Below are 26,778 nucleotides of genomic sequence, written 5' to 3'. Positions count from 1 at the left end.
TCACATCCTCTCGGGTGCGGAGACGCCGAGAAGGTGCAGGCCGTTGGCGATCACCGTGCGGGTGGCGTTGTTGAGCCAGAGCCGTGCGCGGTGCAGGTCGGTGATCTCCTCGTCGCCCAGCGGCAGCACCCGGCAGTTGTCGTAGAACCGGTGGTAGGAGGCGGCGACGCTCTCCTCCAGGTAGCGGGCCACCCGGTGCGGTTCCCGCAGCTCGGCGGCGGTCGCCACCACCGCGGGGAACTGGGCGAGCGCCTTGAGCAGCTCGTTCTCCTTCTCGTGGGCGAGCAGCTCGGGGCGGAACGCGTCGGCGTCGCCCGGAACCAGCCCCACCTCGGCGGCGTTGCGGGCCACGCCTGCCGTCCGGGCTGCCACGTACTGCACGTAGTAGACCGGGTTGTCGCGGGTCGCCCGGGTCCACAGCTCGATGTCGATGTCGATCGGGGAGTCGCTGGAGTAGCGGGCCAACGCGTACCGGGAGGCGTCCACGCCGATCGCGTCGACCAGGTCCTCCAGGGTGATCACGGTGCCGGCCCGCTTGCTCATCCGCATCGGGGCGCCGTCGCGCAGCAGGTTGACCAGCTGCCCGATGAGGATCTCCAGGTTGCGCTCCGGGTCGTCGCCGAAGCAGGCGGACATCGCCTTCATCCGGCCGATGTAGCCGTGGTGGTCGGCACCCAGCATGATCACGACCCGCTCGAAGCCGCGCTCGCGCTTGTCCAGGTAGTAGGCGCAGTCCGCGGCGAAGTACGTCCACTCGCCGTTGGACTTGCGCAGCACCCGGTCCTTGTCGTCGCCGAAGTCGGTGGTGCGCAGCCAGGTGGCACCCTCGGACTCGTAGAGGTGCCCCTGCTCGCGCAGCCGGTTCAGCGCCAGGTCGAGCTCACCCCGGTCGTGCAGGTCCTTCTCGTTGAAGTAGGTGTCGAACTCCACCCCGAAGTCGCGCAGCGAGGAGCGGATCTCGTCGAACATCAGCGCGACGCCCTCGACCCGGAAGACCTCCTGGGCGGCGTCGTCGTCGAGCGAGGACACCTCCGGCCGGCGGGCCTGCACCTCGGCGGCGATCTCGGCGATGTACGCCCCGCCGTAGCCGTCCTCCGGCGCCGGCTCGCCCTTGGCGGCGGCGAGCAGCGACCGGGCGAACCTGTCGATCTGCGAACCGGCGTCGTTGAAGTAGTACTCAGTGCCGACGTTGGCGCCGGTGGCCCGCAGCAGCCGGCTCAGCGCGTCACCGACGGCAGCCCACCGCACCCCGCCGATGTGCACCGGCCCGGTCGGGTTGGCTGAGACGAACTCCAGGTTGATCTTTTCGCCGGCGAGCCGGTCGCTGCGGCCGTACTCCGCGCCGGTCTCCACGATGACCCGGGCGAGCTGACCGGCGGCCGCCGCGTCGAGCCGGATGTTCAGGAAGCCCGGCCCGGCGATCTCAACCGATTTGACACCTTCTGCCCGGCCCAGCTCGTCCGCCAGGGCACCCGCCAGATCCCGGGGCGGGACGCCGACCTTCTTGCTCAACTGCAGCGCGAGCGTCGAGGCGTAGTCGCCGTGCTCGGGGTTGCGCGGTCGCTCCACCACAGTGCTCGCCGGCAGCGCGGCGCGGTCGAGCCCACGCTGCTCGAAGACGGCGTGGGCGGCGGCAAGGACGACCGAGGCTAGTTCTGCAGGAGTCACCCAACCATGTTATCGGGGGTAGACTCGGGCACTCGGCGGCTCCCCTGCGCGTCTACCGGCCCGCCACTCCCCTGACCGACCGACTTGACGAGGCACGATGAGCATCAGCACCCCGGGTGGCCCTGAGCGCCGCCCGACCGTGGTCAGCACCGGCAAGAAGCCGGCCGCGGGCCGGCCGGCGTCCGGCGCCAAGGCCAGTTCCGGCAAGCCGGCGGGCTCCCCCCGGGCCGGGGGCAAGGGCCCACGCAAGCCGGTCACACCGGTCAAGGTGAGCCAGGGCCGCGCCTGGGGCCCCATCGCGCTCTTCGTCGCGGTGGGCGTGCTCGCGGCCGGCATCATCGGCTACGGCGCCTGGGCGTCGTTCCAGGGCTCCAAGCCGTGGGACAAGCGGGCCAACGCCATCGACGGCATCACGAACATCCGCAAGTCCGACCCGGAGAGCCTGAAGTACGAGTCGCACAAGTCGGGCCCGCTGACGTGGAAGTACGCGCCGCCGGTGGGTGGCGTGCACAACGCCGCCTGGCAGAACTGCATGGGCGACGTGTACGACGCCCCGATCGCCAACGAGCACGCGGTGCACAGCCTGGAGCACGGCGCGGTATGGATCACCTACCGCCCCGACCTCCCCAAGGACCAGGTCGACAAGCTCGCCGGCAAGGTACGCGGCGTCGAGAAGACCTTCATGAGCCCGTACGAGGGTCTGGACAAGCCGATCTCCCTGCAGGCCTGGGGCTACCAGCTCAAGGTCGACAACGCCGACGACTCGCGGATCGACGAGTTCATCAAGGACCTGCGGGTCAACGCCTCCGTCGAGGGCCCGACGGCGCTCTGCAACACCGGCATCACCGCCACCGGCACCACGCCGCGTGAGCTCCAGCAGCAGCCCCAGCAGTAAGGACGGCAATGACCGCTCCGGCGACCACCGACAGCGAGTACGACGAGATCCCGGCCGACCCGGACGAGGGCGGCCGGGCACCGGCGTCGCGCTACGGCGTGCTGGCGCTCGCCATCATGCTGGTGGTGGGGCTTCTCCTCGGCTACGCGGGTGGTCTGCTGACGCCGCGGCTCACCCGACCAGGTGACGCCTCGGTCGAGGCGGGCTTCGCCCGGGACATGACGACCCACCACGCGCAGGCGGTGGAGATGAGCCTGATCGCGTACCGGTCGGCGACCCTCCCCGAGGTGCGGCAGATCGCCGTCGACATCGCCACCGGGCAGCAGGGCGAGATCGGCGCGATGCAGACCTGGCTGCGCGAGTGGGGCCTCAGCCCTACCGCGTCGAACCCGCCGATGTCGTGGATGTCCGACGGGGCCACCGTCAAGGACGGTCTGATGCCGGGCATGGCCACGCCGCAGCAGATGACCGCCCTGCGCAACGCTCAGGGCATCGAGGTCGACAGGCAGTTCCTGACCCTGATGTACGACCACCACCTGGGCGGCATCCACATGATCGACGCGGCGCTCGGCGGGACCGACAACGCCGAGGTCGTGCGGGTGGCCCAGACCATGAAGAACACCCAGCAGAGCGAGCTGAACAACCTCCGGCAACTCCAGGCGCAGGCCAAGGGCTGACCGACCGGACGGGCGCAACGGCCCGCGTCCCCGCCGATCCGTGGCGGTGACGCGGGCCGCACCATGTGTCCCGTCCGCACCGACCTCCGCCGCACGGCCTTGATCGACTCGGGTTGCAGGAAACCGCGCCGTCCACGCGACCGGGACGCCCCGAGTTCCACGAACCCGAGTCGATCAAGGAGGCCAGACCCGCCGCGTATGACCTGAACACCCCTCTCGTCCCTTCTGGGCGTTTTGCGTGGCACAGGCGATTACGTTGCTTAGAGAGTTTTCTCCCCACATATCGTGACCAGTTGCGATTCGGGCTCGTTGCCCAAGACGTGGGGGTTGCACTCAGAGACGCACGGCGCTCGGTCACCAGTTGGTGCCGACGCCACACCATCGGTGGTGACGGGGCGGTGGCAGCCGTCCGTCGCGGACAGCGGCAGGGCGAGCCGGGAATGCTCAGCCGCGAACAGGAACTCGAGTTGATCGACATACTGCGGGGCGTCCATCCCGACGAGTTCGGCCTGGACGAGGAGCTGTGGACGCGGCAGAGCCTCACCACGCTCATCCAGCGGCGCTTCGAGCTGCCGCTGGACACCGGCGCGGTCGGGGCGTACCTGCGGGCCTGGGGGTTGGGTCCGCGGGAACCGCGCGAGCGCGCCTGCGGGCTCTGCGTCAGCGCTGTGGAGCGCTGGGTGCGCAGCGAGTACCCGGCGATCACCCGGGCCGCCCAGGAGCACCTCGCGGAGGTCTACTGGATCGGCCGGGTCCGGCTGCGCGGCACCATGCCGGCGGCGGACGTGATCTCGGCGGTCTCGTCCCGTGGCCGGGTGCGCTTCATGATCACCACACCGACGGTGGACCCGCCGCTCCCCCGCGACTTCGTGCTGCGACTCAGCGGCGAGGAGGAGCGCACCGTCCACCTGATCGTGGACGGCTCCTGGCCACGCAACGAGTGGCCGCGCCGGCTCCCCCGGCGAATCGTCCTGCACCCGCTGCCCAGTTGCGGGCGGGCGGTAGCTGCGGCCTGAGCACCGGGTGAGCCGGTTGCCGACACGATCGGCTCACCCGATACCGATTCGGCGTACACGGAGGAGGTTTGCTAGTCTTCTCCAGTCGCTGAGCCCCCGTAGCTCAGGGGATAGAGCACCGCCCTCCGGAGGCGGGGGCGCAGGTTCGAATCCTGCCGGGGGCACCACCGCTTGAGCAACACAGAAAGGCCTCTGACCAGGAAACCAGGTCAGAGGATTTCTTCGTGTCTCCGACCGTCCCGGCCCGCCGGAGACCCGACCGTCGCCGGGTGTCAGGCCGGCACGGTCCCGTTCAGGTACGCGTTGATGATGTCGATCTCGGCCAGGTTGAAGGTGTCCGGCTGGGCGGCGGCCTGGTTGGAGTTGATGATGCGCTTGAACAGGTTGTAGTGGGCAATTGTCCGGAACCCGATGACGCGGTTGGGGGTGACCAGGAAACCGGTGCCGGAGGTGCTCCAGATGAGATACATCAATCCGTCCTTCGTGAGAACTTCGGGGGGAGATCCGGGCGCCCCGGCGTAGGGCGCGCCGGCGAGGACCGACTCCGGGTCGACGAGTGAGCCGCCGGGGCGGAACACCTCGAGGTGCAGGTGCGGCCCGGTCGAGCGGCCGGTGGTGCCGACCACACCGACCTGCTGCCCGGCGGCGACCTGCGCGCCCGTCCGGACCACGGGAGTGTCCCGCATGTGCCCGTAGAGACTCTGCCAACCATCGGCGTGGGTGATGACCGCGTAGTTGCCATAGCCGCTCGCGTTGTAGCCGACGCTGACCGTGCCGGCGGCGATCGACCGGACCGGATAGCCGAGGATCCCGGAGTAGCTGTAGTCGGTGCCGGCGTGATACTTCGTCTCGCCCGTGATCGGGTCGACCCGCGACCCGAACGACGACGTGATCGGGACCCACTTGTCGAACGGGCGGTTCCACCGGGGTGTGGCGCCGTACGCCGCTTCCGCGAGCCACGCCTCCGGGATGACGCCGGCGGCGAGCGCGGCCGTGATCACGCCGAGCAGATGACGACGGTTGATGTGCTGCGGCGAGTGCCCAATGTCCACCGCTGCTCCTTCGGTTTGCCGCACAGACGTCCTCGCTCCCATCGGAACGCGGGTGCTCAACGCTCAACATGAAGCGGTAGCGATGAGCCCGTTCGCGGTGATGTGGATCTTAAGACAATCAATGTGTGGCCTGTCAAGACTGTTGCTCCGGGCATCCTTTGCTCTACCGCAAGATGGGTGTCGGCAACCTGCCGTCATCCTGCTGCTTCGGCGTAGCGGCGGGCGAGTCCCCCGAAGGCGGCCTTGAGCTCGGCCGGCCCGATCACCTCGATGTCCGCGCCGAACCTGCCGAGCGCGGCTGCGAGGCCGACCCAGGACCAGGAGCCCTGTGCGAGCCTGCAGCGGTCGGGGCCGAGTTCTTCGACAAGCCCGTCGCGGGTGTACGCGGCGACGACGGCGGCGGGAAGGTCGATGATGACCTCACCCACGCAGGGCCACGCCGAGCCGTCGGTGGAACCTCGGAAGCGGCCCGTGACGTACGTGGCCACGTCTCCCATGGGTAGTTGTCGTGGGGTGAAGCGTGGTCCGGTCGGTGTACGCGGGCTCACCCGGTCACAGCGGAAGGTTCGCCAGTCGTCCCGGTCGAGGTCCCAGGCGACGAGATACCAGCGCCCATTCCAGGTGACGAGGTGGTGGGGCTCCACGCGGCGAGGCGTCGCGTCGGTGGCGGCGCTCGTCGAGGCGTAGTCGAAGCGCAGAACCTCGCGGGCGTTGACGGCCGCGCCGATGGCTGTCAGCACGGTGCGGTCGACCGGGGAGTCCGGCTCGGTGGTGGGTTGTCCGACGGCGGTGACCTGGAGAGCGTCGATGCGGTGCCGCAGTCGGCTGGGCATGACCTGCCGCATGGTGTTCAGCGCTCGCGCCGCGCCCTCCTGGATGTCCGCCCCGGAGAGGGCTGCCACCTGGAGTGCGACGGCGATGGCCACGGCTTGATCGTCGTCGAACAGCAGCGGTGGCAGTTGGGCACCGGCGTCGAGCCGGTACCCGCCGTCCGGCCCCTTGAAGGCGCTGATCGGGTAGCCGAGCTCGCGCAGCCGGTCGACGTCGCGTCGCACCGTTCGCGGGCTCACGTCCAGCCTCTCGGCCAGGAGGCCACCCGGCCAGTCACGTCGGGCCTGGAGGAGCGAGAGCAGCGACAGCAGTCTCGCGGAGGTCGTGGCCATGCATCCGAGTCTGCCCCAGGTAGCGGACACAATCTGACCGCTACCCCTGCCATCGTCGGCGTTGCACCCGGGGCACCAGCCGCGGGTCACGTCACACGAGGAGCAGCAATGAGCATCAACACCGTCGCGCACATCAACCTTCGGGGCAACGCGCGGGCCGCCCTCGATTTCTACCGGTCCGTCTTCGGCGGGGACCTCGCCGCGGTGACCTACGCCGACGCCCACAACGTGCAGAGCCCGGACGAGGCCGACCAGGTCATGTGGGGTCAGGTCACGTCCGCCGAGGGCTTCCAGATCATGGCGTACGACGTGCCGTCGGCGCGGCCGTGGAGCCAGGGCGAGAGGCCGTTCTTCGTCTCGGTCCGGGGCAGCGACGCAGACGAGATCACCGGCTACTGGAAGAAGCTGAGCGAGGGCTCGACCGTCCTGGTCGACCTGGCGCCCGCCGGCTGGGCTCCCCTCTACGGCATGCTCACCGACCCGTTCGGCGTCACCTGGGTGCTCGACGTCGCCGTCGGGTACAAGCCTGCCTGACCAGAAGGAGCAGCCCACCGCCGATCACGAGGGATCGGCGGTGGGCTGCGGTGCCGCTCAGTGCGCCTCGGCCGGCACCAACCTCAGGTGCGGCCCGGATGCCGTACCCGCGTCCGGGCCGCCGGAGTCCGAGCGGCGCTCGCGGCGTTTGAGCCACTGGTCGACCACGAGGTTTCCGACGAGCCCGACGGCGCCCCAGATGGCGATGACCAGCAGATTCTGCCCGACGCCGACGCCGCCGAAGTACCGCAAGGATCGGGCGATGTCGACCGCCGCGGGCAACGGCAGCACGTCCTGAAGGGGGCGGAACACCTCGGGGACCAGGTACACCGACATGCCACCGCCTGAGGCGGGTACGCCGGCCATCATCAGCACCACCATCATCGGGATGATGCCCGCCAGGCCGACGGTACGGGTGAGCACTCCGGTGGCCAGGGAGACCGAGAAGATGGTCAGAGCGCCGTAGGCGATCGTCTCCAGGGCGTTGCCGCTGATCGCGCCGATGAGGACGTCGAAGAGGAACCACAGCCAGACGGACATGCCGATCGCCCAGCCGCCCAGCAGCGGCAGGAACTGGCGCAGGCGGCGCACGTGCGGGGCACCGCCGCGCAGGACGGCCAGGAACAGGAACCCGGCCATGATCCAGGACATGCCGACGTACATGCTGTTGCTGCCGCCGGTGTCGGTCTCGCTCAGGGGTTGCACGTCGGTGAGCATCAGCGGGAGGCCCTGGGCCGCGGTGATCGGCTGGAAGATCGCGCGGATCGCGGACTGCTGGCTGGCGTTGGCGGCGGACGCCGAGTACAGCGTCGCCGGAGTGTCCGGTGCCGACGGCAGGACGAAGGCGGCCACCACGTCGCGGGACTGGATCTGCTCGGTGGCTTCGGCGACCGTGTCGGCGACGGTGACGTCGAGGATGCCGTCGAGCTGCGCGTTGAGACCGGCAGCGGTCTGCTGAGCCTGCCCAGGGGCAGCGGCGACCACGACGACCGGGATGTCGTGCGGTTGCGGTTTGTGCATGGAGAACCCCATGGCACCCACGACGACCACGAGGATGGCCAGCGGGAAGCCCGCTGCGGCCACGTACCGGAATCGCTTGGAGCGCGGCGGCCCGCCGGCCAGAGCGGGGGCCTTCGCGTCGGGGTCGGTGATCGGCGGGACGCCGGGGATCATGTTCCCGCTCGCGCTGCGCTCCTTGAGCAGGCAGAGCGCGAGGGCGGCCACGATCCACACAGCCAGGACGATCAGGTGGGTGCCCAGACCGTTGCCGTCGAAGTACAGGACCGAGCGCAGCGCCTCACCGGCCGCCGGAAGCGGCAGCACACCATGGAGGAACTGGAAGAACCCGGGCATGTTGTGCACGGACAGGGCCAGGTTCGATGCGGGCATGCCGAACACGACCCAGAGCAGCATGCCGGGCAGCACCGCGAGGGGCCCGATCAGCTTGGAGAGCAGCAGCTGGGCCAGGCCGACGGCTGCGGTGGCGAGCATGCCGACGCCGAGGAAGGTGGGGTAGTGGCCGTCGACGGCACCCACGACGGGCCCGAGGATGAGCCAGATGATCGAGCTGGTGAGCGCGGACCAGCCGGCCAGCACGGGCAGGAACCGTCGCAGCCGCAGCAGGTGGGGGACGCCCATCACCATGATGCTCAACGGCACGTAACCGGCCAGCATCATGCCCATCGCCGCGAACAGGACCGCGATGCCGGCCGAGTCACCCGCGGGTAGCGGTGCGACGTCCTCGGTGGTGGCCTGCAAGCTGTTCTGGAAGACCACGGGCGCGAGCAACTGCTGAACGGTGGCGTTCTGCGAGGCTCCGGCCGCCGAGGCGGTGAGGATTGTCGCGTTGGCGCTGCCGTCGGTGGGCAGGACGAGCGCGCCGGCGACTTCCTGGTCGTGCAGCAGGTCGACGGCGTCGTCGCGGGTGGTCACCAGCGTGGCCTCGGTGCTGTCGCCCGAGTCGAGCCGGTCGACGAGGGCCTGCGCCGTGGCGCCGCTGCCGACGACCGCCACCGGCATGTCCCGGGGGTGCGGTGAGTGCATGGTCGACATGTAGGTCGCGAACATCATCGTGACCATGAGGAACGGCATCACGAACAGGGCGACCATTCGGATGATCTGTTCCTTGCGGTCCGCGCCGGGCGGGCGGCCGTCCACCACGTCGGCAGCCTCGATCACGGCTTCGGTATCCATGCACGCTCCAGCTCATATTTGTACGCCAAGTGACTTACAAACTGTAGGCGGCGGATGCCGGGAGCGGGAATCCGGCTAGGTTGACCTGAGTCACAGCCGGGCGAGGACACGAGGGGGCCGGTCATGAGGCGGTCCGAGGCGGCCCGCACCGCGCTGCTCGACGCGGCGGAGCGGCTGTTCGCCGAGTCGGGAGTCGCCGAGGTCTCCGACCGCAGGGTGGCTGAAGCGGCCGGCAACACCAACCATTCAGCAGTGCGCTACTACTTCGGCGGGCGCGAGGGCCTGCTCAAGGCACTGATGGCCCGCCACGTGCACGACGTGGCGCAGGTGCGCGCCGGCATGCCCCCAACCGAGGACTCCGTCCTCGGCGACATACGCGGTCTCGTGGCACCGAGCATGCGCGTCCTCGACCAGCTACCGCGCCCGAGCTGGCGGGCCCGGTTCCTCGATCACATGCTGCACAACCCCGCCACTGAGCCGTTCATGCGGGAAGCCCAGGACACCACGCCACAGGCACTACAGCTGCGGGCCTCACTGGCCGCGCGACTACGGCACCTCGACCCGGACGTGGTCGCCGGTCGGGCGCGCCTGATCACCCGCATCGTCAGCACCGCGACAGCCGAGGTCGAGGCACTCGCCGAACGCAACGGAGAAGACCCCCGATGGCCCGAGGTCGGCGACTTCCTCGTCGACGCCATCACCGGAATGCTCAGCGCCCCCATCAGCCGGCCACGCCGAGCGGAGCGCTGATCGCCGTCCACGGGCTCACCTGCCGACGTACGCCGCCAGGTGCTCGCCGGTGAGGGTGGAGCGGGCGGCGACGAGGTCCGTGGGTGTGCCCTCGAAGACGATCCGGCCGCCGTCGTGGCCGGCGCCGGGACCGATATCGATGATCCAGTCGGCGTGCGCCATGACCGCCTGGTGGTGCTCGATGACGATCACCGACTTGCCGGCGTCGACCAGGCGGTCGAGCAGGCCGAGCAGTTGCTCGACGTCGGCCAGGTGCAGACCGGTGGTCGGCTCGTCGAGGACGTAGACGCCGCCCTTCTCGGCCATGTGGGTGGCCAGCTTGAGCCGTTGCCGCTCGCCGCCGGAGAGGGTAGTGAGCGGCTGCCCCAGGCTCAGGTAGCCGAGCCCGACGTCGGCGAGCCGCTCGAGGATGGCGTGCGCTGCCGGCGTACGCGCCTCGCCGGCGCCGAAGAACTTCTCGGCCTCCGTCACCGACATCGCGAGCACCTCGCTGATGTCCCGACCGCCGAAACGGTATTCCAGCACCGATGCCTGGAACCGCTTGCCCTCGCAGTCCTCGCAGGGGGCGGCGACGCCCGCCATCATTCCCAGGTCGGTGTAGATGACGCCAGCGCCGTTGCAGCTCGGGCAGGCACCCTCGGAGTTGGCGCTGAACAGCGCCGGCTTCACCCCGTTGGCCTTCGCGAACGCCTTGCGGATCGGGTCGAGCAACCCGGTGTAGGTGGCCGGGTTGCTGCGCCGTGATCCGCGGATCGCCCCCTGGTCGATCGAGACCACGCCCGCGCCGGCCGGAATCGAGGAGTGCACCAGCGAACTCTTGCCGGAGCCGGCGACGCCGGTCACGACGACGAGCACCCCGAGGGGTACGTCGACGTCCACGTCCTGGAGGTTGTTGGCGGTGGCGCCGCGGATCTCCAGCTTGCCGGTGGGCGTCCGCACCGCCTCCTTGAGGGCCGCCCGGTCGTCGAGGTGCCGGCCGGTGATGGTGCCGCTGGCCCGCAGACCTTCCACCGTGCCCTCGTAGCAGACGGTCCCGCCCTCCGTGCCCGCGCCGGGCCCAAGATCGACGACGTGGTCGGCGATGGCGATGGCCTCCGGCTTGTGCTCCACGACCAGCACTGTGTTGCCCTTGTCGCGCAGCTGGAGCAGCAGCTCGTTCATCCGCTGGATGTCGTGCGGGTGCAGCCCGATCGTCGGCTCGTCGAAGACGTAGGTGACGTCGGTGAGCGAGGAGCCGAGGTGCCGGATCATCTTGGTGCGCTGCGCCTCACCGCCGGAGAGGGTGCCCGACGGTCGATCGAGGGACAGGTAGCCCAGCCCGATCTCCTCGAACGAGTCGAGGAGGTGTTGCAGGCCGGCCAGCAACGGGGCCACCGACGGCTCGTCGATCCCGCGGACCCAGGCGGCCAGGTCGCTGATCTGCATCGCGCACGCGTCGGCGATGTTCCTGCCCTTGATCTTCGACGACCGGGCCTCCTTGCTGAGCCGGGTGCCGGCACACTCGGGGCAGGTCGTGAAGGTCACCGCGCGCTCCACGAAGGCGCGGATGTGCGGCTGCAAGGCGTCGATGTCCTTGGCGAGGAAGGACTTCTGGATCGACGGGATGAGGCCCGCGTACGTCAGGTTGATCCCGTCAATTTTGATCTTGGTCGGCTCCCGGTGGAGCAGGTCGTGCAGCTCCCGCTTGGAGAACTTGGCGATCGGCTTGTCCGGGTCGAAGTAGCCGCAGCCCCGGAAGATCCGGCCGTACCAGCCCTCCATGCTGTAACCCGGGATGGTGATCGCGCCCTCGTTGAGCGAGAGGTTGTCGTCGTAGAGCGCCGACAGGTCGATGTCGGTCACCGCACCCATGCCCTCGCACCGTGGGCACATGCCACCGAGACGGTTGAAGGTCGCCTTCTCGGTCTTCGTCTTGCCGGCACCGCGATCGACGGTGATCGCCCCGGTCGCCTTCACCGAGGGAACATTGAAGGAGTACGCGTTGGGCGAGCCGATGTGCGGCTGCCCGAGCCGGCTGAACAGGATGCGCAGCATCGCGTTGGCGTCGGTGGCGGTGCCGACGGTGGAGCGGGAGTTGGCGCCCATCCGCTCCTGGTCCACGATGATCGCCGTGGTCAGGCCATCCAGCAGGTCGACCTCGGGCCGCGCCAACGTCGGCATGAAGCCCTGCACGAAGGCGCTGTAGGTCTCGTTGATCATCCTCTGCGACTCGGCCGCGATGGTGCCGAACACCAGCGAACTCTTGCCGGAGCCGGAGACACCGGTGAACACCGTCAGCCGCCGCTTCGGGATCTCGACGCTGACGTCCTTGAGGTTGTTCACCCGCGCGCCCTGCACCCGGATCAGGTCGTGGCTGTCGGCGACGTGCGGCGCGGACCGCTGGATGGCCGTGCTCATCGTGTCTCCATCTGTCGGGCGCGCAGGACTCAGCGCACTTCCTGGATGCGGATCATGTTGCCGGCGGGGTCCCTGAAGGCACAGTCGCGCACGCCGTACGGCTGATCGGTCGGCTCCTGGACGACCTCGGCGTCGCTGGCCTCCAGCTTGGCGAAGGTGGCGTCGAGGTCGGTGGTGGCCAGGTTGACGCCGAAGTAGCTGCCCTTGGCCATCAGCTCGAGGATGGTCTGCCGCTCGTCGTCGGTGATGCCGGGGTTGGCGGCCGGCGGGTGCAGGACGATGGCGGTGCTGGGCTGGCCGACCGGCCCGACCGTGATCCACCGCATCCCCTCATACCCGACGTCGAGGCGGACCTCGAAGCCGAGGATGTCGCGGTAGAAGGCCAGCGAGGCCTCCGGGTCGGTGTGCGGCAGGAAACTCGAATGAATGGTGATGTCCATGCTGGTCACGCTAGTTGCGGCTCGGCGACCCGCGCTTCTCGATTCCTGACCGGTCTGGTCACCTGTTTCGCCACGCAGGACGGCATCCCGGCCGTCGCCTGCGCCGCCTGCCGCCGGTAGACGCTGGGCGGCACGCCCACCAGCTCGGTGAAGCGGGTGCTGAAGGTGCCCAATGACGAGCAACCGACAGCGAAACAGACGTCGGTGACGCTCAGGTCGCCACGGCGCAACAGGGCCATCGCCCGCTCGATCCGACGGGTCATGAGGTAGCTGTAGGGAGATTCGCCATAGGCGAGCCGGAACTCACGGCTGAGGTGCCCGGCCGACATGTGCGCGCCACGGGCGAGCGCCTCGACGTCCAACGGAGACGCGTACTCCCGGTCGATCCGGTCGCGGACCCGGCGCAGCCGCGCCAGGTCGGCCAGTCGCTGGGTCGCGTCGGATTTGCTGCTCACCTGCGAAATCGTGCCACAACCCACCGACAATCCGCCGCTCGCCGGGCGGGGCCGGCAGGCCGGTCAGCCGGCCTCGCGGCGGGCGCGGGCCCGGCGCTTCCCCTCGTGCATGGCCTGCACCCGGGCGACAGGGATGGTCCGGCCCTCGGCGACCAGGTCGGCGGGGAGCGGTTGCGGGGCCGGCATCAGCGCGGCCCACGGGTCGCCGTCGGCGAGCAGTGCGGGCGCGGTCCGGATGGTGAAGTCGGCGGGGGTCACCTCGGTCAGGTCCGCCCAGTCGACCGGGAACGAGACCGGCATTCCGGGGCGCAGCCGGGGGCTGTACGCGGCGGCCACCGTCGCCCCGCCCGCCCGGGTGGCGTCCACGAAGACCCTGCCTCCCCGGTCCTCCTTGATGTACGCGGTGGTGGCCAGCGCCGGGTCGAGCCGCTCGGCGCGGACGGCGAGCGCCCGGGTCGCGGCGGCCAACTCCTCGGCCGTTGGTTCGTCGGTCACCGGAACGAAGACGTGCACGCCCTTGGCGCCGCTGGTCTTGACCGCACCGGCCAGGCCGGCGTCGGCGAGCGCCTGCCGGACCAGCAGGGCGGCGTCGACCGCCGCGCGGAACCCGTCGCCGTCCGGCGGGTCCAGGTCGAGGATCAGGTGGGTCGGGCGGTGCAGATCCGCCACGGTGGCCAGCGTCGGGTGGTACTCCACCGCCCGCTGGTTGGCGAACCAGAGCAGGGTGCGGCGGTCGTCGCAGAGGGCGTACGAGATCTCCCGGTGCGATGCCTCCGCCCAGACCGGCGCCCGGCGGACCCAGTCCGGGGTGTAGCGGGGCAGGTTCTTCTGCATGAACGGCGGCTGGCCGGGGCGGACCCTGATCACCGACAGCGGCCGGCCCCGCAGCTGCGGGAGGATCCGGTCGGAGACCGCGTCGAGGTAGTCGACCAGGTCACGCTTCGTCGCGTCGTCCCGGTCGGACAGCGGCTGGTCCAGGTTGGTCAGGGCCACGCCGTCCCGGGTCTCGTCAGCCTTGCTCACCCGACCACCCTCCCGGCCGCACCGCCGTCGGTCAACTGGACGCGGCGCTTCGGTACGGATCGATTCCGGCACCCACCCCGGCCGGCTCCGACGGGTCGGCCGCCGACGACGGCCGGGCCGGGCGTCGGGGCAGTGTGGTCAGCGCCACCAGCCATGCGGCGACCACGAGACCCACGGCCACGGCGAACGCCGTCCGGTAGCCGCCGGCGAGCGCGGCGGTCTCGGCCCAGCCGGCGGCCCGCAGCCCGTCGGTGCGGGTGGCGGCAATTGTGGCCAGCGCGGCCAGGCCGACCGCTCCGCCTACCTGTTGGGTGGTGTTGACCAGGCCGGAGGCGAGCCCGGCGTCGGTGTCGGTCGCGCCGGCCATGGCCACCGTGGTGACCGCCGGCAGGGTCAGGCCGCCGGCCACCCCAAAGATCAACATCGCGGGGAGTACGTCAGCGACGTAGGCGCCGTCGGCGGGCAGCCGGGCGAGCAGGAGGAAGCCGACGCTCGCCAGACCGAGCCCGACCAGCAGGACCATCCGGGCACCGAAGCGGGCGATCAGCCGACCGGCCAGGCCGAGCGAGACCACGGCGATCACGACCGGGGTGGGCAGGAAGGCCCAGCCGGTCGCGGCGGCATCCAACCCCAGCACCAGTTGCAGCTCCACGGCGAGCAGGAACTGGAACCCGAAGTACGCGCAGACCATGAGGAACTGCACGGCGTTCGCCGCCACCAGGCCCGGGACGCGCAGCACCCGGGACGGCACGAGCGGGGCCGTGGCCACCCGCTGGCGCAGCGCGAACCCGCCGAGCAGCAGCACCGCGAGGGCCACTGCGCCGAGTGTCCGGGGGCTGGTCCAGCCGTGCTCGCCCGTTCCGACGATGCCCAACACGGCGGCCATCAGACCGGCGGTGGCGAGCAGCGCGCCGGGCAGGTCCAGGCCGGCGCGCAGGCCGATCCCTCGTTCGGCCGGCAGCCGGCGGAGGGACGCGATGAGGATGACCGCCCCGATCGGCACGTTGACAAGGAAGATGGTCCGCCATCCGGCGGCCTCGGTGAGCACCCCTCCGGCGACCGTGCCGACCGACGCGCCGGCCGCGCCGGTGAAGCTGAAGACGGCGATGGCGCGGGCCCGCTCGGCCGTTTCGGGGTAGAGCCGGACGATCATGCCGAGGCTGACCGCCATGGCCAGAGCGCCGCCGATGCCCTGCCCGAACCGCGCGCCCACCAGCAGGGCCGGCCCGGTGGCGACCGCGCAGGCCAGCGAGGCGACTGTGAACATCGCGACGCCGGCCAGGAAGACCCTGCGCCGGCCCAGCAGATCTCCGAGCCGGCCGGCGAGCAGCAGCAGCCCGCCGAACGCGACCAGGTAGGCGTTCACCACCCAGGCCAGGTCGGTGGCGCTGAAGCCCAGGTCGCGCTGGATGGCGGGCAGCGCCACCGCGACGACGGTGCCATCCAGGATGATCATCAGGCTGCCGGCGCAGAGCACCAGCAGCGCCGGCCAGCGGGATGGGACGACACGTTCCACGGAACCCCTCCTTGGTGCACGGTTTGTTACCGAGGTCATCGTCTGTGACCATTAACCGCGGCGGAAGGAGGCACTTTGATGTCCCAGAGGAACAGCGATGTGTCCGCGCTGGTCAAGGCCGAGCTGACCTGCTCGGCCGAGAACGTGCCGTTCACCCCGGGCCAGGCTCGCGCGTGCACAGTCCGCGAGGTGCTCGACCGGGTCGGCGGCAAGTGGAGCATCGGCATCCTGGTGGCCGCCTCGCACGGCCCGGTGCGCTTCACCGAACTGGAGCGGCACATCGAGGGGATCAGCCGGCGGATGCTCACGCTGACGCTGCGCAACCTGGAGCGGGACGGCCTGCTGCACCGCACCGTCTACCCGACCGTCCCACCCAAGGTCGAGTACACGGCCACCCCGATGGCGCTGGAGCTCTACGAGTCGCTGGTCGCGCTCACCAGTTGGGCCGAGCGGCATCGGCGGGCCATCGCCGAGGCCCGGACCAGGTACGACGCCCAGCACGCCTGATGAAACCGGCCAGGGGTGTGGTGAACGCCACCGCTTCCATCTGACCGATCGGTCAGGGTCTGACCGATCGGTCAGGCATGCTGGTCTGCGGGAGGTGGACCGGGCATGGGCAGAGCGGTACCCGACACGCACGGCGAGATTCTCGCTGCGGCGGCGCGGCAGTTCACGGTGACCGGCTACCGGGGCACCTCCCTGCAGGACATCGCCCGGGAGGTCGGTTGCTCCAAGGCCACCGTGCTCTACCACTTCGCCAACAAGGAAGCCCTGCTCGCCGAACTGATGGCACCCGCGATCGAGGTGCTTCGCAGCCTCGACGACCAGCTCAACGGCCTGACCGGAGCTGCCGCCCAGGAGGTCGCCGCGCGGGGCTTCGTCGACCTCGCGGTGCGGTTCCGACAGGAGATCGCCGTACTGCGCGGCGAGTTCCCGGAGCTGCTGTGCCAGCCCGCCTTCGCGCACATCCAGGAGATCTCCGACCGGCTGCGGGACGCCCTTGCCGGGCACTCCGACCGGCCAGGCGCCCGGATCGCCGCGCTGGTGCTGCTCGCCGGCATCTCCGAGGCATGCGCCGAGTTCGCCGACATCCCCGACGACGAACTGCGCCTCGCCCTGCTCACCCTCGCCCGGCGGGCCGTCGAGCCCGTCGACGCACCAGTGCCCCATCCACCCACGACCGAGGACAAGGACTCCTGATGGCCACCCTGCTCTACCGGCTCGGCCGGGGCGCGCTGCGCCGGCGACGGCTCGTCGTCGCGCTCTGGCTCGTCGTACTCGTCGTCGCCGGCCTGGCCGCGGCGACCCTGCGCGGCCCGACGGCGAGCAACTTCACCATGCCCGGCACCGAGAGCCAGCGCGCGCTCGACCTGCTGGCCGACCAGTTCCCTGCGGCCAGTGGTGCCACCGGCACCATCGCGCTCAAGGCACCCGCCGACGGCCAACTGGCCACCCCCGACGGCCAGGCCGTGGTGCAGGAGCTGGTCCAGGAGGCCTCGACACTGCCCGGCGTGGTCGGCGCGGTCAACCCGTTCCAGGTCGGCGCGGTCTCGCCCAACGGCCGGTACGCGCTGGTCCAGGTTCAGTTCGCCACTGGCGGCGACGAGGTGACCGACGAGCAGCGCACCGCGTACGAGGAGGTCGGCGCGGCCGTCGAGGCGAAGGGTTGGCAGGTCGCCCCGGGTGGCGAGGTGCTGGGCGGTGAGCCGGAGATCGGCTCCACCGAGGCGCTCGGCGTACTGGTCGCCGCGATCGTCCTGATCATCACGTTCGGTTCACTGGTCGCCGCCGGAATGACCATGCTCAACGCGCTGATCGGCGTGGGTGTCGGCATGGCAGGTCTGTTCGCGCTGAGCGGTGTCATCGAGTTGACCAGCACCGCGCCGATCCTGGCGCTGATGCTCGGCCTCGCCGTCGGCATCGACTACTCGTTGTTCATCACCTCCCGGCACCGACAGAACCTGCTCGAAGGCCTGTCCCCGGAGGAGGCGGTCGGCCGCGCGGTGGGCACCGCCGGTTCCGCCGTGGTCTTCGCGGGCGCCACAGTGGTCATCGCCCTCGCCGGCCTGGCCGTGGTGAACATCCCGTTCCTCACCGTGATGGGTCTCGCCGCCGCCGGTACGGTCACCATCGCCGTGCTCGTGGCGATCACCCTCCAGCCCGCGCTGCTCGGCTTCGCCGGCAACCGGGTGCTCCCGCGCCGGCTGCGCTCCACGGTCGACTCCGCCGCGCCAGGTGAGCCGGTGGGCGAAGAGACGCTGCCGGTCGAGGACCGCTCCGGGTTCGGCTTCCGCTGGGCGCGGTTCGTCACCCGCTTCCGGGTGCCGGTCATCCTGGTCGCGCTGCTCGGCCTGGGGCTGCTCGCGCTGCCCACGCCGGACATGCGACTGGCTCTGCCGGACGCCAGCACGGCGACCGAGGGCTCACCGGCCCGGGTGGCGAGCGACCTGACCACCGAGGGCTTCGGTCCGGGCTTCACCGGCCGGCTCGCGGTGGTCGTGGCGGGCGACGACGCGCAGGCGACCGCAGCCGCGGTGCCGCAGGTCACCGCGATGATCCAGCGCACCGAGAACGTCCTCGCCGTGGCACCGCCGCAGCTGAGCCCGGACGGTCGGACCGCGCTGCTCGGCGTGGTGCCGAAGACCGGCCCGACCGACGAGGCCACCGAAACCCTGGTGCACAACGTCCGCGACGCAGTCGGCGGGGTGCAGGGCGCCGAGGTGCTGCTCACCGGCGCCACCGCGATCGGGATCGACGTCTCGGAGAAGCTCTCCGACGCGCTGCCGATCTACCTGCTGCTGGTCGTCGGGCTCTCGGTGCTGCTGCTGATGCTGGTGTTCCGGTCGCTGCTGGTGCCGCTCAAGGCGGCGCTGGGCTTCCTGCTCACCGTGGCCGCCACGTTCGGCATCACGGTGGCGATCTTCCAGCAGGGCCACCTTGCCGACCTGGTCGGCCTGGACACCCCGGCCCCGCTGGTCAGCTTCCTGCCCATCCTGCTGATCGGCATCCTGTTCGGGCTGGCCATGGACTACGAGGTATTCCTGGTCTCCCGGATGCGGGAGGACTTCGTGCACGGCGACACCGCGCGTGAGGCCACGATCAGCGGCATGGGCCACGGTGCCCGGGTGGTCACCGCCGCCGCGCTGATCATGATGTCCGTCTTCGGCGGCTTCGTGTTCCTCGAAGACCCGATCATCAAGTCGATGGGCTTCGCGCTCGCCATCGGCGTCGCCATCGACGCGTTCGTGGTCCGGATGACCATCGTCCCGGCGGTCATGTCGCTCCTCGGCGACCGCGCCTGGTGGCTGCCCCGCTGGCTCAACCGCGCCCTGCCCAACGTGGACATCGAAGGCGAGGGCCTGCGCGAGCACCTGGAAGACCGCACCCCCACGCGCGTCTGATCGCACCACCCCGGTCGATCATGGAGTTGTGGTGCCCGTCGTGCCCCGATCAGAGGCCTTCGTCCAGCACCACAACTCCATGATCGACGCCAACGGGCCCGGGTCAGACTCCTGCTGGGTAGGTTTCCATCTCGCCGGGGGCCGCTGGCACCGGTAGCGGGTGCAGGGCCGTGGTGTCGTCGCACCAGATGAAGGCGTCATAGCGGTCGCCCAGCCGAGTGGGCACGTAGTTGCCCCAGGACTCGAACGACGGGTCGTAGACGACCCCGATCGCCCGGTGGTCAACGGTCTCGGTGACCCAGCCCGGCTGATCGTCGCCGCCGAAGATCAGCACCGCCCGCTCCGGCATCAGCTCGTGCAACCGCCGCTCGATCGAGCCCTCCCGAGCCGGGGGCACCACCATCGCCTCGGGCGGCGAACCCCAGCGGGGCGCGGCGATCACTGTGCCCCGGTAGCTGCCGAAGCCGACCAGGGCCACCGCGTCCTCGCCATGCCGCTCCCGGGCCAACTGGCCAATGTTGATCATCCCGTCGGCGGCCATGTCGGTGGCCCGCGCATCCCCGACGTGCGTGTTGTGCGCCCAGACGACGCCCCGTGCGTCCGGGCCGTACCGGTCCAACAGCCGATCCAGGGTGTCCTGCATGTGGGTGTCGCGGATGTTCCACGAGTCCGGTCCGCCGGCCACCATCGCCCGGTAGTACCGCTCGGCGCCGGCCACCACCTCCGCGTTCTGCCAGGCCGAGAAGCGGTCCGGGCCGTCGGAGAGGGCGTGTTCACGGGTCCGGGCGAGCAACCGGACGACCTCCTCCTCGCACCGGGCGGAGACGAAGCGGCTGGCCGCGCCGTACTCCTCGACCCTCTTGCCGTACGGCTCGAAACACCGGTAGGCGTCCTGCGCCGCCTCCAGCGACTTCGGGTCCTCCTCCCCCAGGTAGTCGAAGATCGCCTGCATCGACTCCCAGAGGCTGTACACGTCGAGGCCGTGGAACCCGGCCCGTTCCTCCTCCGGCAGCTCCAGGTTCCAGGCCCGCAGCCAGCTGGCGAACCGGGCCACCTCGGCATTGGCCCACATCCAGGTCGGCCATCGCTCAAACTGGTCGAGTGCGAGCTGCGGTTCGAGCGCGCCACCCGGCGCGGCCGTCACCGAACGGTGCACCCGATCGCAGTCGGGCCAGTCACCCTCCACCGCGACGAAGGAGAAACCACACTCCGCGATCAAGCGGCGGGTGAGCTGCTCGCGCAACCGGTAGTAGTCGTAACTGCCGTGGGTGGACTCGCCGATCATCACCACCCTGGCGTTGCGAACGCGCTCCAGCAACGGGTCGAAATCGCTCGGCGCGCCGAGCCGCTGAACCAGCATGCCAGCGGCTACCCGACCGCCGCTGCGGCAAACCGTGGGCGCGTCGCGGGCCGACACGCCGGCCGCCGGGCCGTCGTGGGCTCCAACCAAGCCGGTGTACGACCACCGCGAGCGGGTAGCCGGCCGACATGACCGTCACCGGGGTTCAGTTGCAGGAGTACCTGGCCGGGCTCGACTACCCGGTCTCCCGGGAGGACCTGATCCGCTGGGGTCAGGAGAACGGGGCCAGCACGGCAATGTTGCAGATGCTCCAGGCCCTGCCACCCGAGCAGTTCAACAACCCGGACGAGCTGAACGCCGCCCTAACCACCCCCACCTAAACCCAACCAACCCCGCCCAACCCAACCCCGCCCAACCCCGCCCCGCCCCGCCCCGCCCCGCCCCGGTGATCATGAGGTTATTGCCATCCGCCACGGCGTGTCGCGCCGCTAACTTCATGATCACCGGGGCGACGGGCGGTGGGGTTGGGGGTGGGGGGTTAGGGGGGTTAGGGGAGTTAGGGGAGGGGGATGGTGCGGGATTCGGTTCGGGCGGTTTCGGCGGCGGCGAGGATGGCGACGACCTCGCGGCCGAAGCGGACGTCGCAGCGGTGGTCCCGGGTACCCGCCCGCACCTGCTCGACGAGTTGGTCGATGGCGACGCCGAACGCGGTGGCCGCGTCGTTCTCGCCGAACGGGACGTTCTCGATGCCGTTCTCGCCGTAGAACACGAACTCCCGGGCCATCGACTCGGTCGGGGCGTCCAGGGAGAGCGAGGCGCTGCTCGTGGCGCCGCCCTCGTGGGTGAGCAGCAGATGCACCATCCCGCTCGGTCCGTCCATCGCCGCCACCTGCGTCACCCGGCCCAGCACCGGCAGGAGGATCGAGAGCGCGTGCGGGGCGATGTCCCAGAGCGCACCGTGCTCCCGACGCCACAACGAGCCGCCGTACGGGCTGCCGTCCTGAAAGATCGAGGCGAACGCTGTGGTCCGGCCGTGCTGCCAGCCCCCGGCGGCGGCGGTGGCGGCGAGGAACGCTGTCACGTTCGGCTGGAACCGCTGGGTGAAGAAGACGACCGAGGCGACCCCGGACTCCTCGGCGGCGGCCACGACCCGGTCGGCGTCGTCCACGCTGAGCGCCAGCGGCTTGTCCAGCAGCAGGTGCCGACCGGCGCGGGCCGCCCGGACCGCGATGTCGGCCTGGATGTCCGGCGGCAGGGCGACGGCGACCGCCTCGCACTGCTCGATCAGCGCGTCGACGTCGGCGTAGGCGGGCACCCCGTACCGCTCGGCCAGTGCGGAGGCCCGCTCCGGGTTGCGACCCCACACACCGACCAGCTCCGCGTCGGGATGGGCGTGCAGCGCCTTCCCGTGCGTCTCGATCGCCCAGTGACCGGTGCCGAACAAGCCGAACCGCAGCACGTGTACCTCCGCTGTTTCCCCGCACCGCGACAACGCCACGGACGTGATCCACGCTAGTCGCCCGGGCGGCCGGAACGGCGGCGGGTTCGACCAATCGAAGCAGCTCACCTTTCATTTCCGGGTCGGTGGTCGAGCTACCCGCCCGGCTGTCGGTGAGCAGCGGTCCGCCGGCACCGCTCTCGGCAACGTCAGGTCCGATCACCGCCAGACACACCAGGTACGGCGGGGCAGTCTCGACGGCATGCGGAGCTCGGATTCAGCGATCACCAGCGGTGTCGTGGCGTTTGAACACTGGTACGACTTCACCGAGGGCGGCCCGGTGCACCGCGCGCTGCTGCCGTTCCCGTCGACGGCGCCCGCCCCGTTCGAGGTCGCGCGCTGGTCGGTGGCCCCGAACACCTCCAACGACCTGGATGTCCATCGCTCCCGTGAGGTGTGGATCGTCGTGTCCGGGACCGGAACCCTGACGTTCGCCGACCAGGCGCGTGTCCTGCGGGCCGGCGACGTCGCGGCGTTCGACAGCAGGGTTCCGCATCAGATTCGGAACGACGGACCGGACCCACTCCTCGCCGTCTCCGTCTACTGGCTGCAAGCAGGCGACTGACGCCCGGGGTGGCACCGGGGCCGCGGGCCCCTCGACGGGCGCGCGTCACACGCGGAGAGGCAGGGCACCCCTTTACTACGACGGTTAGTAGGCTGTGCCGGTGACCGAGGCAACGACCGGGTGGTGCCGGTGACCAGCGCGGGCGTCGATTCGCCGGTGGACGGGATCGTCGCGGCAGTGCCGATCGTGCTGTCGCTGCTCGTGGCGGTGTGGGCGCTGGTGGCTGCGGTACGCCACCGGCCGCCGGACCGGGTGCAGTTCGTCGGTCTGGCCGTACTCGAAGTGGCGTTGCTGGTGTTGAGCGTGCTGGCGCTCGTCGCGGTCGGCGGCGGGGATCGGCCCGGCGAGCCCGGCGCCTTCTTCGGCTACCTGGTCACGCTGGTGTGTCTGCCGCCACTGGCCTGGGTGCTGGCCCGGATGGAACCGACCCGCTGGGGCTCGGCGATCGTGTGCGCGGTCTGCCTGGTGGCCCCGGTGGTGGTGGTCCGGTTGCAGCAGACCTGGGAGGTGCTCGGTGGTTGAGACAGGATCGGCTCGACAGCGCACGAACTCCGGACCGGGTCGGCTGCTGATCGCCGTCTACCTGCTCTTCGCAATCGCGGCGACGAGTCGGGCGGGTTTGCAGATCGCCACCAAGTTCGACGAGGCGCCGGTGGCGTACCTGCTCTCCGGGGTGGCCGCGCTCATCTACATCGTTGCGGCGGTGGGGTTGGCCCGCGCCGGGCACACCGGCCGTCGGGTCGCGCTGGCGTGCTGCTCGGTGGAGCTGGTCGGGGTGGTCGCGGTCGGCATCCTGAGCCTGGTCGACAAGGATCTCTTCCCGGACGAGACGGTCTGGTCTCAGTTCGGCAGCGGGTACGGCTACATCCCGCTGGTGCTGCCGGTGCTCGGCCTGATCTGGCTCTGGCGCACCCGCCGCGCACCCGCCTGACCCACCGCGCCGCACCCGCCCGACGCGCTCTCGGCTGACCCGGCGCCAGGCCCGGCGACGAGGGCGCCGGCTTGTCTGCCGGAGCGCCCTCGTCGGGAGTACGGGTCAGTCCCGTGGGCCGCCCGCGACGTAGATGACCTGACCGGACACGAAGCCGGCGCCCTCGCTCGCCAGGAACGAGATGGTGTGCGCGACGTCCTCCGGGCGGCCCGGGCGGCGGACCGGGATCTCGGCGGCGGCGTGCTTCTGGAAGTCGTCGAAGTCGACCTTCATCCGGGCGGCGGTGGCCGCTGTCATGTCGGTGACGATGAAGCCGGGTGCGACGGCGTTCACCGTCACCCCGAACGGACCCAGCTCGATGGCGAGCGTCTTGGTGAAGCCCTGCAGACCGGCCTTGGCGGCGGCGTAGTTCGCCTGGCCCCGGTTGCCCAGCGCCGAGGTGCTGGAGAGGTTGACGATCCGCCCCCACTTCTGGTCCACCATGTGCTTCTGGGCGGCCTGGCTGAAAAGGAACGCGCCGCGCAGGTGCACCCCCATCACCGTGTCCCAGTCGGCACTGGTCATCTTGAACAGCAGGTTGTCGCGGAGCACACCGGCGTTGTTGACCAGCACCGTGGGCGCGCCCAGCTCGGCGGCGACGCGGCTCACCGCCGCCTCGACCTGGTCGCGGTCGGACACGTCGGCGCCCACCCCGAGCGCCCGACCACCGGCCCCGGCGATGGCGTCCACCGTCTCCTTGGTGGCCGCTTCCTCGATGTCGACCACGGCGACGGCCATTCCGTCGGCGGCCAGCCGTCGGGCGGTGGCCGCGCCGATGCCGCGTGCGGCTCCGGTGACGATGGCGACGCGGGACTCCTCCGACATGATTACCTCCCGGTAACTTGGGGTCGATCGGAGGAGCTTAACCTCAACAGGCCGACCCTCGGCATAGGCGAATCCACCGGTATCCGTGGCCGGAGACCTTGACCGCGCCGAGCTTGCCCAACTCTCCGTAACCACGGTCGGCGAGCACGTCGATGGGCAGGTCGGCCTCCGCTTCGAGGCTGCTGAGGTCCACCTCGACGTCGTCTTTGCCGAGGTTGTGCACGAAGACCATCGTTCCGGTCGGCCCGTCGGCCCTGTGCGCGAGCACTCCGGCCGGCATCGCCACGTCGATGTGGGTCGTCGAGCCGGACCCGATCTCCGGGGCCTCCCGCAGCGTACGGATCATGCGCTCGAACCAGGCGAGCAGCGACTTGGCGTCGCCGCGCTGGGCCGTGACGTTGACGCTCTGGTACCCGAACTCACCCTTGTCGATCACCGGACGGACCAGCTTCTCCGGGTCCGCCGTGGAGAAGCCGGCATTCGGCTGGTACGACCACTGCATCGGCGTACGGATCGCCTCGCGACCGGGCAGCGACAGGTCCTCACCCATCCCGATCTCCTCGCCGTACCGCAGCACCGGAGTGCCGCGCATCGAGAACTGGAGGGCGTACGCCAGTTCGATGTGCCGCCGGTCGTTGCCGAGCATCGGGGCGAGCCGGCGACGGATGCCCCGGTCGTAGATGCGCATGTTCTCGTCCGGACCGAACTTCGCGTACACCTGGTTGCGTTGTTCGGTGGTCAGCCGGGACAGGTCGATCTCGTCGTGGTTACGCAGGAAGGTGGCCCACTGCCCGCCGACCGGCAGCTTCGGGGTGTCGCGTAGCGCCTCGATCAGCGACTCCGGGTCCTCACGGGCGAGGGCGAGCATGAGTCGCCCGTTGAGCATGAAGTCGAAGAGCATGTGGATCCGGTTGCCGGAACCGCTGGCGTCGCCGAAGAACGTCGGCAGCTGGTCCGGCTCGACGTTCGCCTCGGCCAGCAGGACGGCGTCGCCGCGGCGCCACTGGACGTGTTGGCGCATCTCGGTGAGGAACTCGAAGTCCTTCGGGGAGTTCGGGTTGCCCGGCTCGGTCAGCTCGATGATGAACGGCACCGCGTCCATCCGGAAGCCGGAGACGCCGAGCTGGAGCCAGAACGACATGATCTTCTTGACTTCGGCCCGGACCTCCGGGTTGGCGAAGTTGAGGTCCGGCTGGAACTTGTAGAACCGGTGGTAGAACCACGCCTTGGCGGTCCGGTCGTAGCTCCAGGTCTCGTCCTGCTCGCCGGGGAAGACCATGCCCTGGTGCCGGTCGGCCGGCTCGGTGTCGGACCAGAGGTACCAGTCCCGGTAGGGCGAGTCCGGCGAGGAGCGGGCGGACTGGAACCACGGGTGCTCGTCGGAGGTGTGGTTGACCACCAGGTCGATGATCACGCGGATGCCCCGGTTCTGCGCCTGGTGCAGCAGCTCGGCGAAGTCGCCGAGAGTGCCGAAGCGCGGGTCCACGTTGTAGAAGTCGGTGGCGTCGTAGCCGTCGTCGCGGTTGGGTGACGGGTGGATCGGGTGCAGCCACAGACAGGTCACGCCGAGGCGGGCCAGGTAGTCCAGCCTCCCGATCAGGCCACGGATGTCACCGACCCCGTCGCCGTCGGAGTCGGCGTACGTGTCGATGTCGAGGCAGTAGACGACGGCTTCGGAATACCAACGGTCACCCATGCCGAAGAAATCTCTCCAGTTGATCATCGCGGCAAACCAGCCGGGCCGACCGGCGACCGGCGACCGGTTACCGTGCCCGTCATGGAGAACGACCTCGTGCCGCCGAGCGAGTTGTTGGACTGGTCCCGGGGCAGCTGGCTGCACCCGCCGGTACGCGTCGAGGAGGGCCCGGCCGGCGAACTGGTCGTCGAGCCGGCCGCGGAGAGCGACTTCTGGCGGCGGACCAGTTACGGCTTCGTGCACGACGACGGCCCGGCCCTGCTGGCGCCGCTGCCGGTGGGCACCGCCATGGAGGTGAGCTTCCGGCTCGACTTCTCGGCGCAGTTCGACCAGGCCGGCGCGTTCGTCCGCGTCGACGAGCGGACCTGGACCAAGGCCGGTGTCGAGGTGAGCGACGGCGAGGCCCAGCTCGGCGCTGTGGTGACCCGGGAGTTCTCCGACTGGTCGGTGGCGCCGGTGCCGGAGTGGGCGGGCCGGGAGGTGACGGTCCGGGTCAGCCGGGCGGGTGACGCGGTGACCGTTCGCGCCCGGGTCGACGACGAACCGTGGAGACTGGTCCGGCTCGCTCCGCTGGACCCGACGGCGGAGGCCCTGGCCGGCCCGTTCTGCTGCGCGCCGTCCCGCGCCGGTCTGACAGTGGTGTTCACCGGTTGGCGGCAGGGTCCGGCGGACACCGCGCTGCACCCGGAGGTGTGAATCGGGCCCGGCTGGGTATGACCCTCCGATCCCCGACAGCCGACCGGA

The 26,778-nt window shown here is 70.4% G+C and carries 26 protein-coding genes and 1 tRNA gene; 14 read left to right on the top strand and 13 right to left on the bottom strand.

What is annotated here, in order from left to right; translation table 11 throughout:
- A complete protein-coding gene (argS, locus tag ACFYPG_RS16885) occupies positions 1-1,668 on the bottom strand; it encodes an arginine--tRNA ligase (protein ID WP_387352642.1) in 1,668 nt (555 codons plus the stop codon).
- Between the two features lie 97 nt (positions 1,669-1,765).
- Between argS and ACFYPG_RS16880 the strand changes: the two genes are divergently transcribed.
- From ACFYPG_RS16880 to ACFYPG_RS16865, 4 genes are all read left to right on the top strand, one after another.
- Positions 1,766-2,563: a DUF3105 domain-containing protein gene (locus ACFYPG_RS16880; protein ID WP_355008084.1), complete on the top strand. Its 798-nt coding sequence runs from the start codon at positions 1,766-1,768 to the stop codon at positions 2,561-2,563.
- Positions 2,564-2,571: 8 nt separating this feature from the next.
- Positions 2,572-3,240, top strand: a complete 669-nt coding sequence (locus ACFYPG_RS16875) for a DUF305 domain-containing protein (protein ID WP_355008085.1) — start codon at positions 2,572-2,574, stop codon at positions 3,238-3,240.
- Positions 3,241-3,560: 320 nt separating this feature from the next.
- Entirely contained in the window at positions 3,561-4,256 is a 696-nt protein-coding gene (locus tag ACFYPG_RS16870) for a winged helix-turn-helix domain-containing protein (protein WP_387352640.1), read from the top strand.
- A gap of 92 nt (positions 4,257-4,348) precedes the next feature.
- Positions 4,349-4,423: transfer RNA gene (locus ACFYPG_RS16865), tRNA-Arg, on the top strand.
- Between the two features lie 105 nt (positions 4,424-4,528).
- Here ACFYPG_RS16865 and ACFYPG_RS16860 read toward each other — a convergent pair.
- Together ACFYPG_RS16860 and ACFYPG_RS16855 are read right to left on the bottom strand one after the other, a co-directional pair.
- Complete coding sequence (locus tag ACFYPG_RS16860; protein ID WP_355008087.1) at positions 4,529-5,308, bottom strand: M23 family metallopeptidase; 780 nt, start codon at positions 5,306-5,308, stop codon at positions 4,529-4,531.
- A 194-nt stretch (positions 5,309-5,502) separates the two neighbouring features.
- Positions 5,503-6,471, bottom strand: coding sequence for a helix-turn-helix transcriptional regulator (locus tag ACFYPG_RS16855; protein WP_387352638.1), 969 nt, complete (start codon positions 6,469-6,471; stop codon positions 5,503-5,505).
- 108 nt (positions 6,472-6,579) lie between these two features.
- On the opposite strand from ACFYPG_RS16855, the gene ACFYPG_RS16850 reads away from it, so the two are divergent.
- Entirely contained in the window at positions 6,580-7,005 is a 426-nt protein-coding gene (locus tag ACFYPG_RS16850) for a VOC family protein (protein ID WP_355008089.1), read from the top strand.
- 57 nt (positions 7,006-7,062) lie between these two features.
- On the opposite strand, the gene ACFYPG_RS16845 is transcribed toward ACFYPG_RS16850, so the two are convergent.
- Entirely contained in the window at positions 7,063-9,198 is a 2,136-nt protein-coding gene (locus ACFYPG_RS16845; protein ID WP_387352636.1) for an ABC transporter permease, read from the bottom strand.
- Positions 9,199-9,321: 123 nt separating this feature from the next.
- On the opposite strand from ACFYPG_RS16845, the gene ACFYPG_RS16840 reads away from it, so the two are divergent.
- Positions 9,322-9,948 (top strand): TetR/AcrR family transcriptional regulator, encoded by a 627-nt coding sequence (locus tag ACFYPG_RS16840; protein ID WP_387352634.1) that lies wholly within the window; start codon positions 9,322-9,324, stop codon positions 9,946-9,948.
- 15 nt (positions 9,949-9,963) lie between these two features.
- On the opposite strand, the gene ACFYPG_RS16835 is transcribed toward ACFYPG_RS16840, so the two are convergent.
- From ACFYPG_RS16835 to ACFYPG_RS16815, 5 genes are all read right to left on the bottom strand, one after another.
- A complete protein-coding gene (locus tag ACFYPG_RS16835) occupies positions 9,964-12,345 on the bottom strand; it encodes an excinuclease ABC subunit UvrA (protein ID WP_355008091.1) in 2,382 nt (793 codons plus the stop codon).
- 29 nt (positions 12,346-12,374) lie between these two features.
- A complete protein-coding gene (locus tag ACFYPG_RS16830) occupies positions 12,375-12,785 on the bottom strand; it encodes a VOC family protein (RefSeq protein WP_387352632.1) in 411 nt (136 codons plus the stop codon).
- Between the two features lie 5 nt (positions 12,786-12,790).
- Positions 12,791-13,240 carry a helix-turn-helix transcriptional regulator gene (locus ACFYPG_RS16825; RefSeq protein WP_355008093.1) on the bottom strand — a complete coding sequence of 150 codons (450 nt, stop codon included), beginning with the start codon at positions 13,238-13,240 and terminating at the stop codon, positions 12,791-12,793.
- Positions 13,241-13,303: 63 nt separating this feature from the next.
- A complete protein-coding gene (locus tag ACFYPG_RS16820) occupies positions 13,304-14,263 on the bottom strand; it encodes a DNA polymerase domain-containing protein (protein WP_387352630.1) in 960 nt (319 codons plus the stop codon).
- Positions 14,264-14,294: 31 nt separating this feature from the next.
- Positions 14,295-15,779, bottom strand: coding sequence for an MFS transporter (locus tag ACFYPG_RS16815; protein ID WP_387352628.1), 1,485 nt, complete (start codon positions 15,777-15,779; stop codon positions 14,295-14,297).
- A 75-nt stretch (positions 15,780-15,854) separates the two neighbouring features.
- On the opposite strand from ACFYPG_RS16815, the gene ACFYPG_RS16810 reads away from it, so the two are divergent.
- The 3 genes from ACFYPG_RS16810 (at position 15,855) to ACFYPG_RS16800 (ending at position 19,180) form a co-directional block, all read left to right on the top strand.
- Complete coding sequence (locus ACFYPG_RS16810) at positions 15,855-16,286, top strand: helix-turn-helix domain-containing protein (RefSeq protein ID WP_355008096.1); 432 nt, start codon at positions 15,855-15,857, stop codon at positions 16,284-16,286.
- A gap of 105 nt (positions 16,287-16,391) precedes the next feature.
- Positions 16,392-16,979 carry a TetR/AcrR family transcriptional regulator gene (locus tag ACFYPG_RS16805; protein ID WP_355008097.1) on the top strand — a complete coding sequence of 196 codons (588 nt, stop codon included), beginning with the start codon at positions 16,392-16,394 and terminating at the stop codon, positions 16,977-16,979.
- Positions 16,979-19,180, top strand: a complete 2,202-nt coding sequence (locus tag ACFYPG_RS16800; protein ID WP_387352626.1) for an MMPL family transporter — start codon at positions 16,979-16,981, stop codon at positions 19,178-19,180. The genes ACFYPG_RS16805 and ACFYPG_RS16800 overlap by 1 nt, the downstream gene beginning before the upstream one ends.
- 103 nt (positions 19,181-19,283) lie before the next feature.
- Here the strand turns inward: ACFYPG_RS16800 and ACFYPG_RS16795 are convergent, their stop codons facing one another.
- On the bottom strand, positions 19,284-20,540 hold the full coding sequence (locus tag ACFYPG_RS16795) for an erythromycin esterase family protein (protein WP_355008099.1): 1,257 nt from the start codon (positions 20,538-20,540) through the stop codon (positions 19,284-19,286).
- 128 nt (positions 20,541-20,668) lie between these two features.
- On the opposite strand from ACFYPG_RS16795, the gene ACFYPG_RS16790 reads away from it, so the two are divergent.
- Positions 20,669-20,860 (top strand): DUF2795 domain-containing protein, encoded by a 192-nt coding sequence (locus ACFYPG_RS16790; protein WP_355008100.1) that lies wholly within the window; start codon positions 20,669-20,671, stop codon positions 20,858-20,860.
- Between the two features lie 176 nt (positions 20,861-21,036).
- Here ACFYPG_RS16790 and ACFYPG_RS16785 read toward each other — a convergent pair whose 3' ends face one another.
- The gene (locus ACFYPG_RS16785) at positions 21,037-21,939 is read right to left on the bottom strand and encodes a Gfo/Idh/MocA family protein (RefSeq protein ID WP_387352624.1); all 903 of its coding nucleotides are present in this window, start codon (positions 21,937-21,939) and stop codon (positions 21,037-21,039) included.
- A gap of 241 nt (positions 21,940-22,180) precedes the next feature.
- Between ACFYPG_RS16785 and ACFYPG_RS16780 the strand changes: the two genes are divergently transcribed.
- The 3 genes from ACFYPG_RS16780 (at position 22,181) to ACFYPG_RS16770 (ending at position 23,474) form a co-directional block, all read left to right on the top strand.
- Positions 22,181-22,543, top strand: coding sequence for a cupin domain-containing protein (locus ACFYPG_RS16780; protein WP_387352623.1), 363 nt, complete (start codon positions 22,181-22,183; stop codon positions 22,541-22,543).
- Positions 22,544-22,672: 129 nt separating this feature from the next.
- Complete coding sequence (locus ACFYPG_RS16775) at positions 22,673-23,065, top strand: hypothetical protein (protein WP_355008103.1); 393 nt, start codon at positions 22,673-22,675, stop codon at positions 23,063-23,065.
- Positions 23,058-23,474 (top strand): hypothetical protein, encoded by a 417-nt coding sequence (locus tag ACFYPG_RS16770; protein ID WP_355008104.1) that lies wholly within the window; start codon positions 23,058-23,060, stop codon positions 23,472-23,474. The genes ACFYPG_RS16775 and ACFYPG_RS16770 overlap by 8 nt, the downstream gene beginning before the upstream one ends.
- A gap of 105 nt (positions 23,475-23,579) precedes the next feature.
- Here the strand turns inward: ACFYPG_RS16770 and fabG are convergent, their stop codons facing one another.
- Both fabG and ACFYPG_RS16760 read right to left on the bottom strand, forming a co-directional pair.
- On the bottom strand, positions 23,580-24,338 hold the full coding sequence (fabG, locus tag ACFYPG_RS16765) for a 3-oxoacyl-ACP reductase FabG (RefSeq protein WP_357195617.1): 759 nt from the start codon (positions 24,336-24,338) through the stop codon (positions 23,580-23,582).
- A 43-nt stretch (positions 24,339-24,381) separates the two neighbouring features.
- Positions 24,382-26,034, bottom strand: coding sequence for an alpha-amylase family protein (locus ACFYPG_RS16760; RefSeq protein WP_387352736.1), 1,653 nt, complete (start codon positions 26,032-26,034; stop codon positions 24,382-24,384).
- A gap of 81 nt (positions 26,035-26,115) precedes the next feature.
- Between ACFYPG_RS16760 and ACFYPG_RS16755 the strand changes: the two genes are divergently transcribed.
- Positions 26,116-26,730, top strand: coding sequence for a DUF1349 domain-containing protein (locus ACFYPG_RS16755; protein ID WP_355008106.1), 615 nt, complete (start codon positions 26,116-26,118; stop codon positions 26,728-26,730).
- The last annotated feature ends 48 nt before the right edge of the window (positions 26,731-26,778 follow it).

This window comes from Micromonospora sp. NPDC005553, from assembly GCF_042871765.1.
Taxonomy (GTDB): domain Bacteria; phylum Actinomycetota; class Actinomycetes; order Mycobacteriales; family Micromonosporaceae; genus Micromonospora.
The sequence above is the reverse complement of the archived record's forward strand: the minus strand, read 5'-3'. Positions and strand labels throughout refer to the sequence as shown.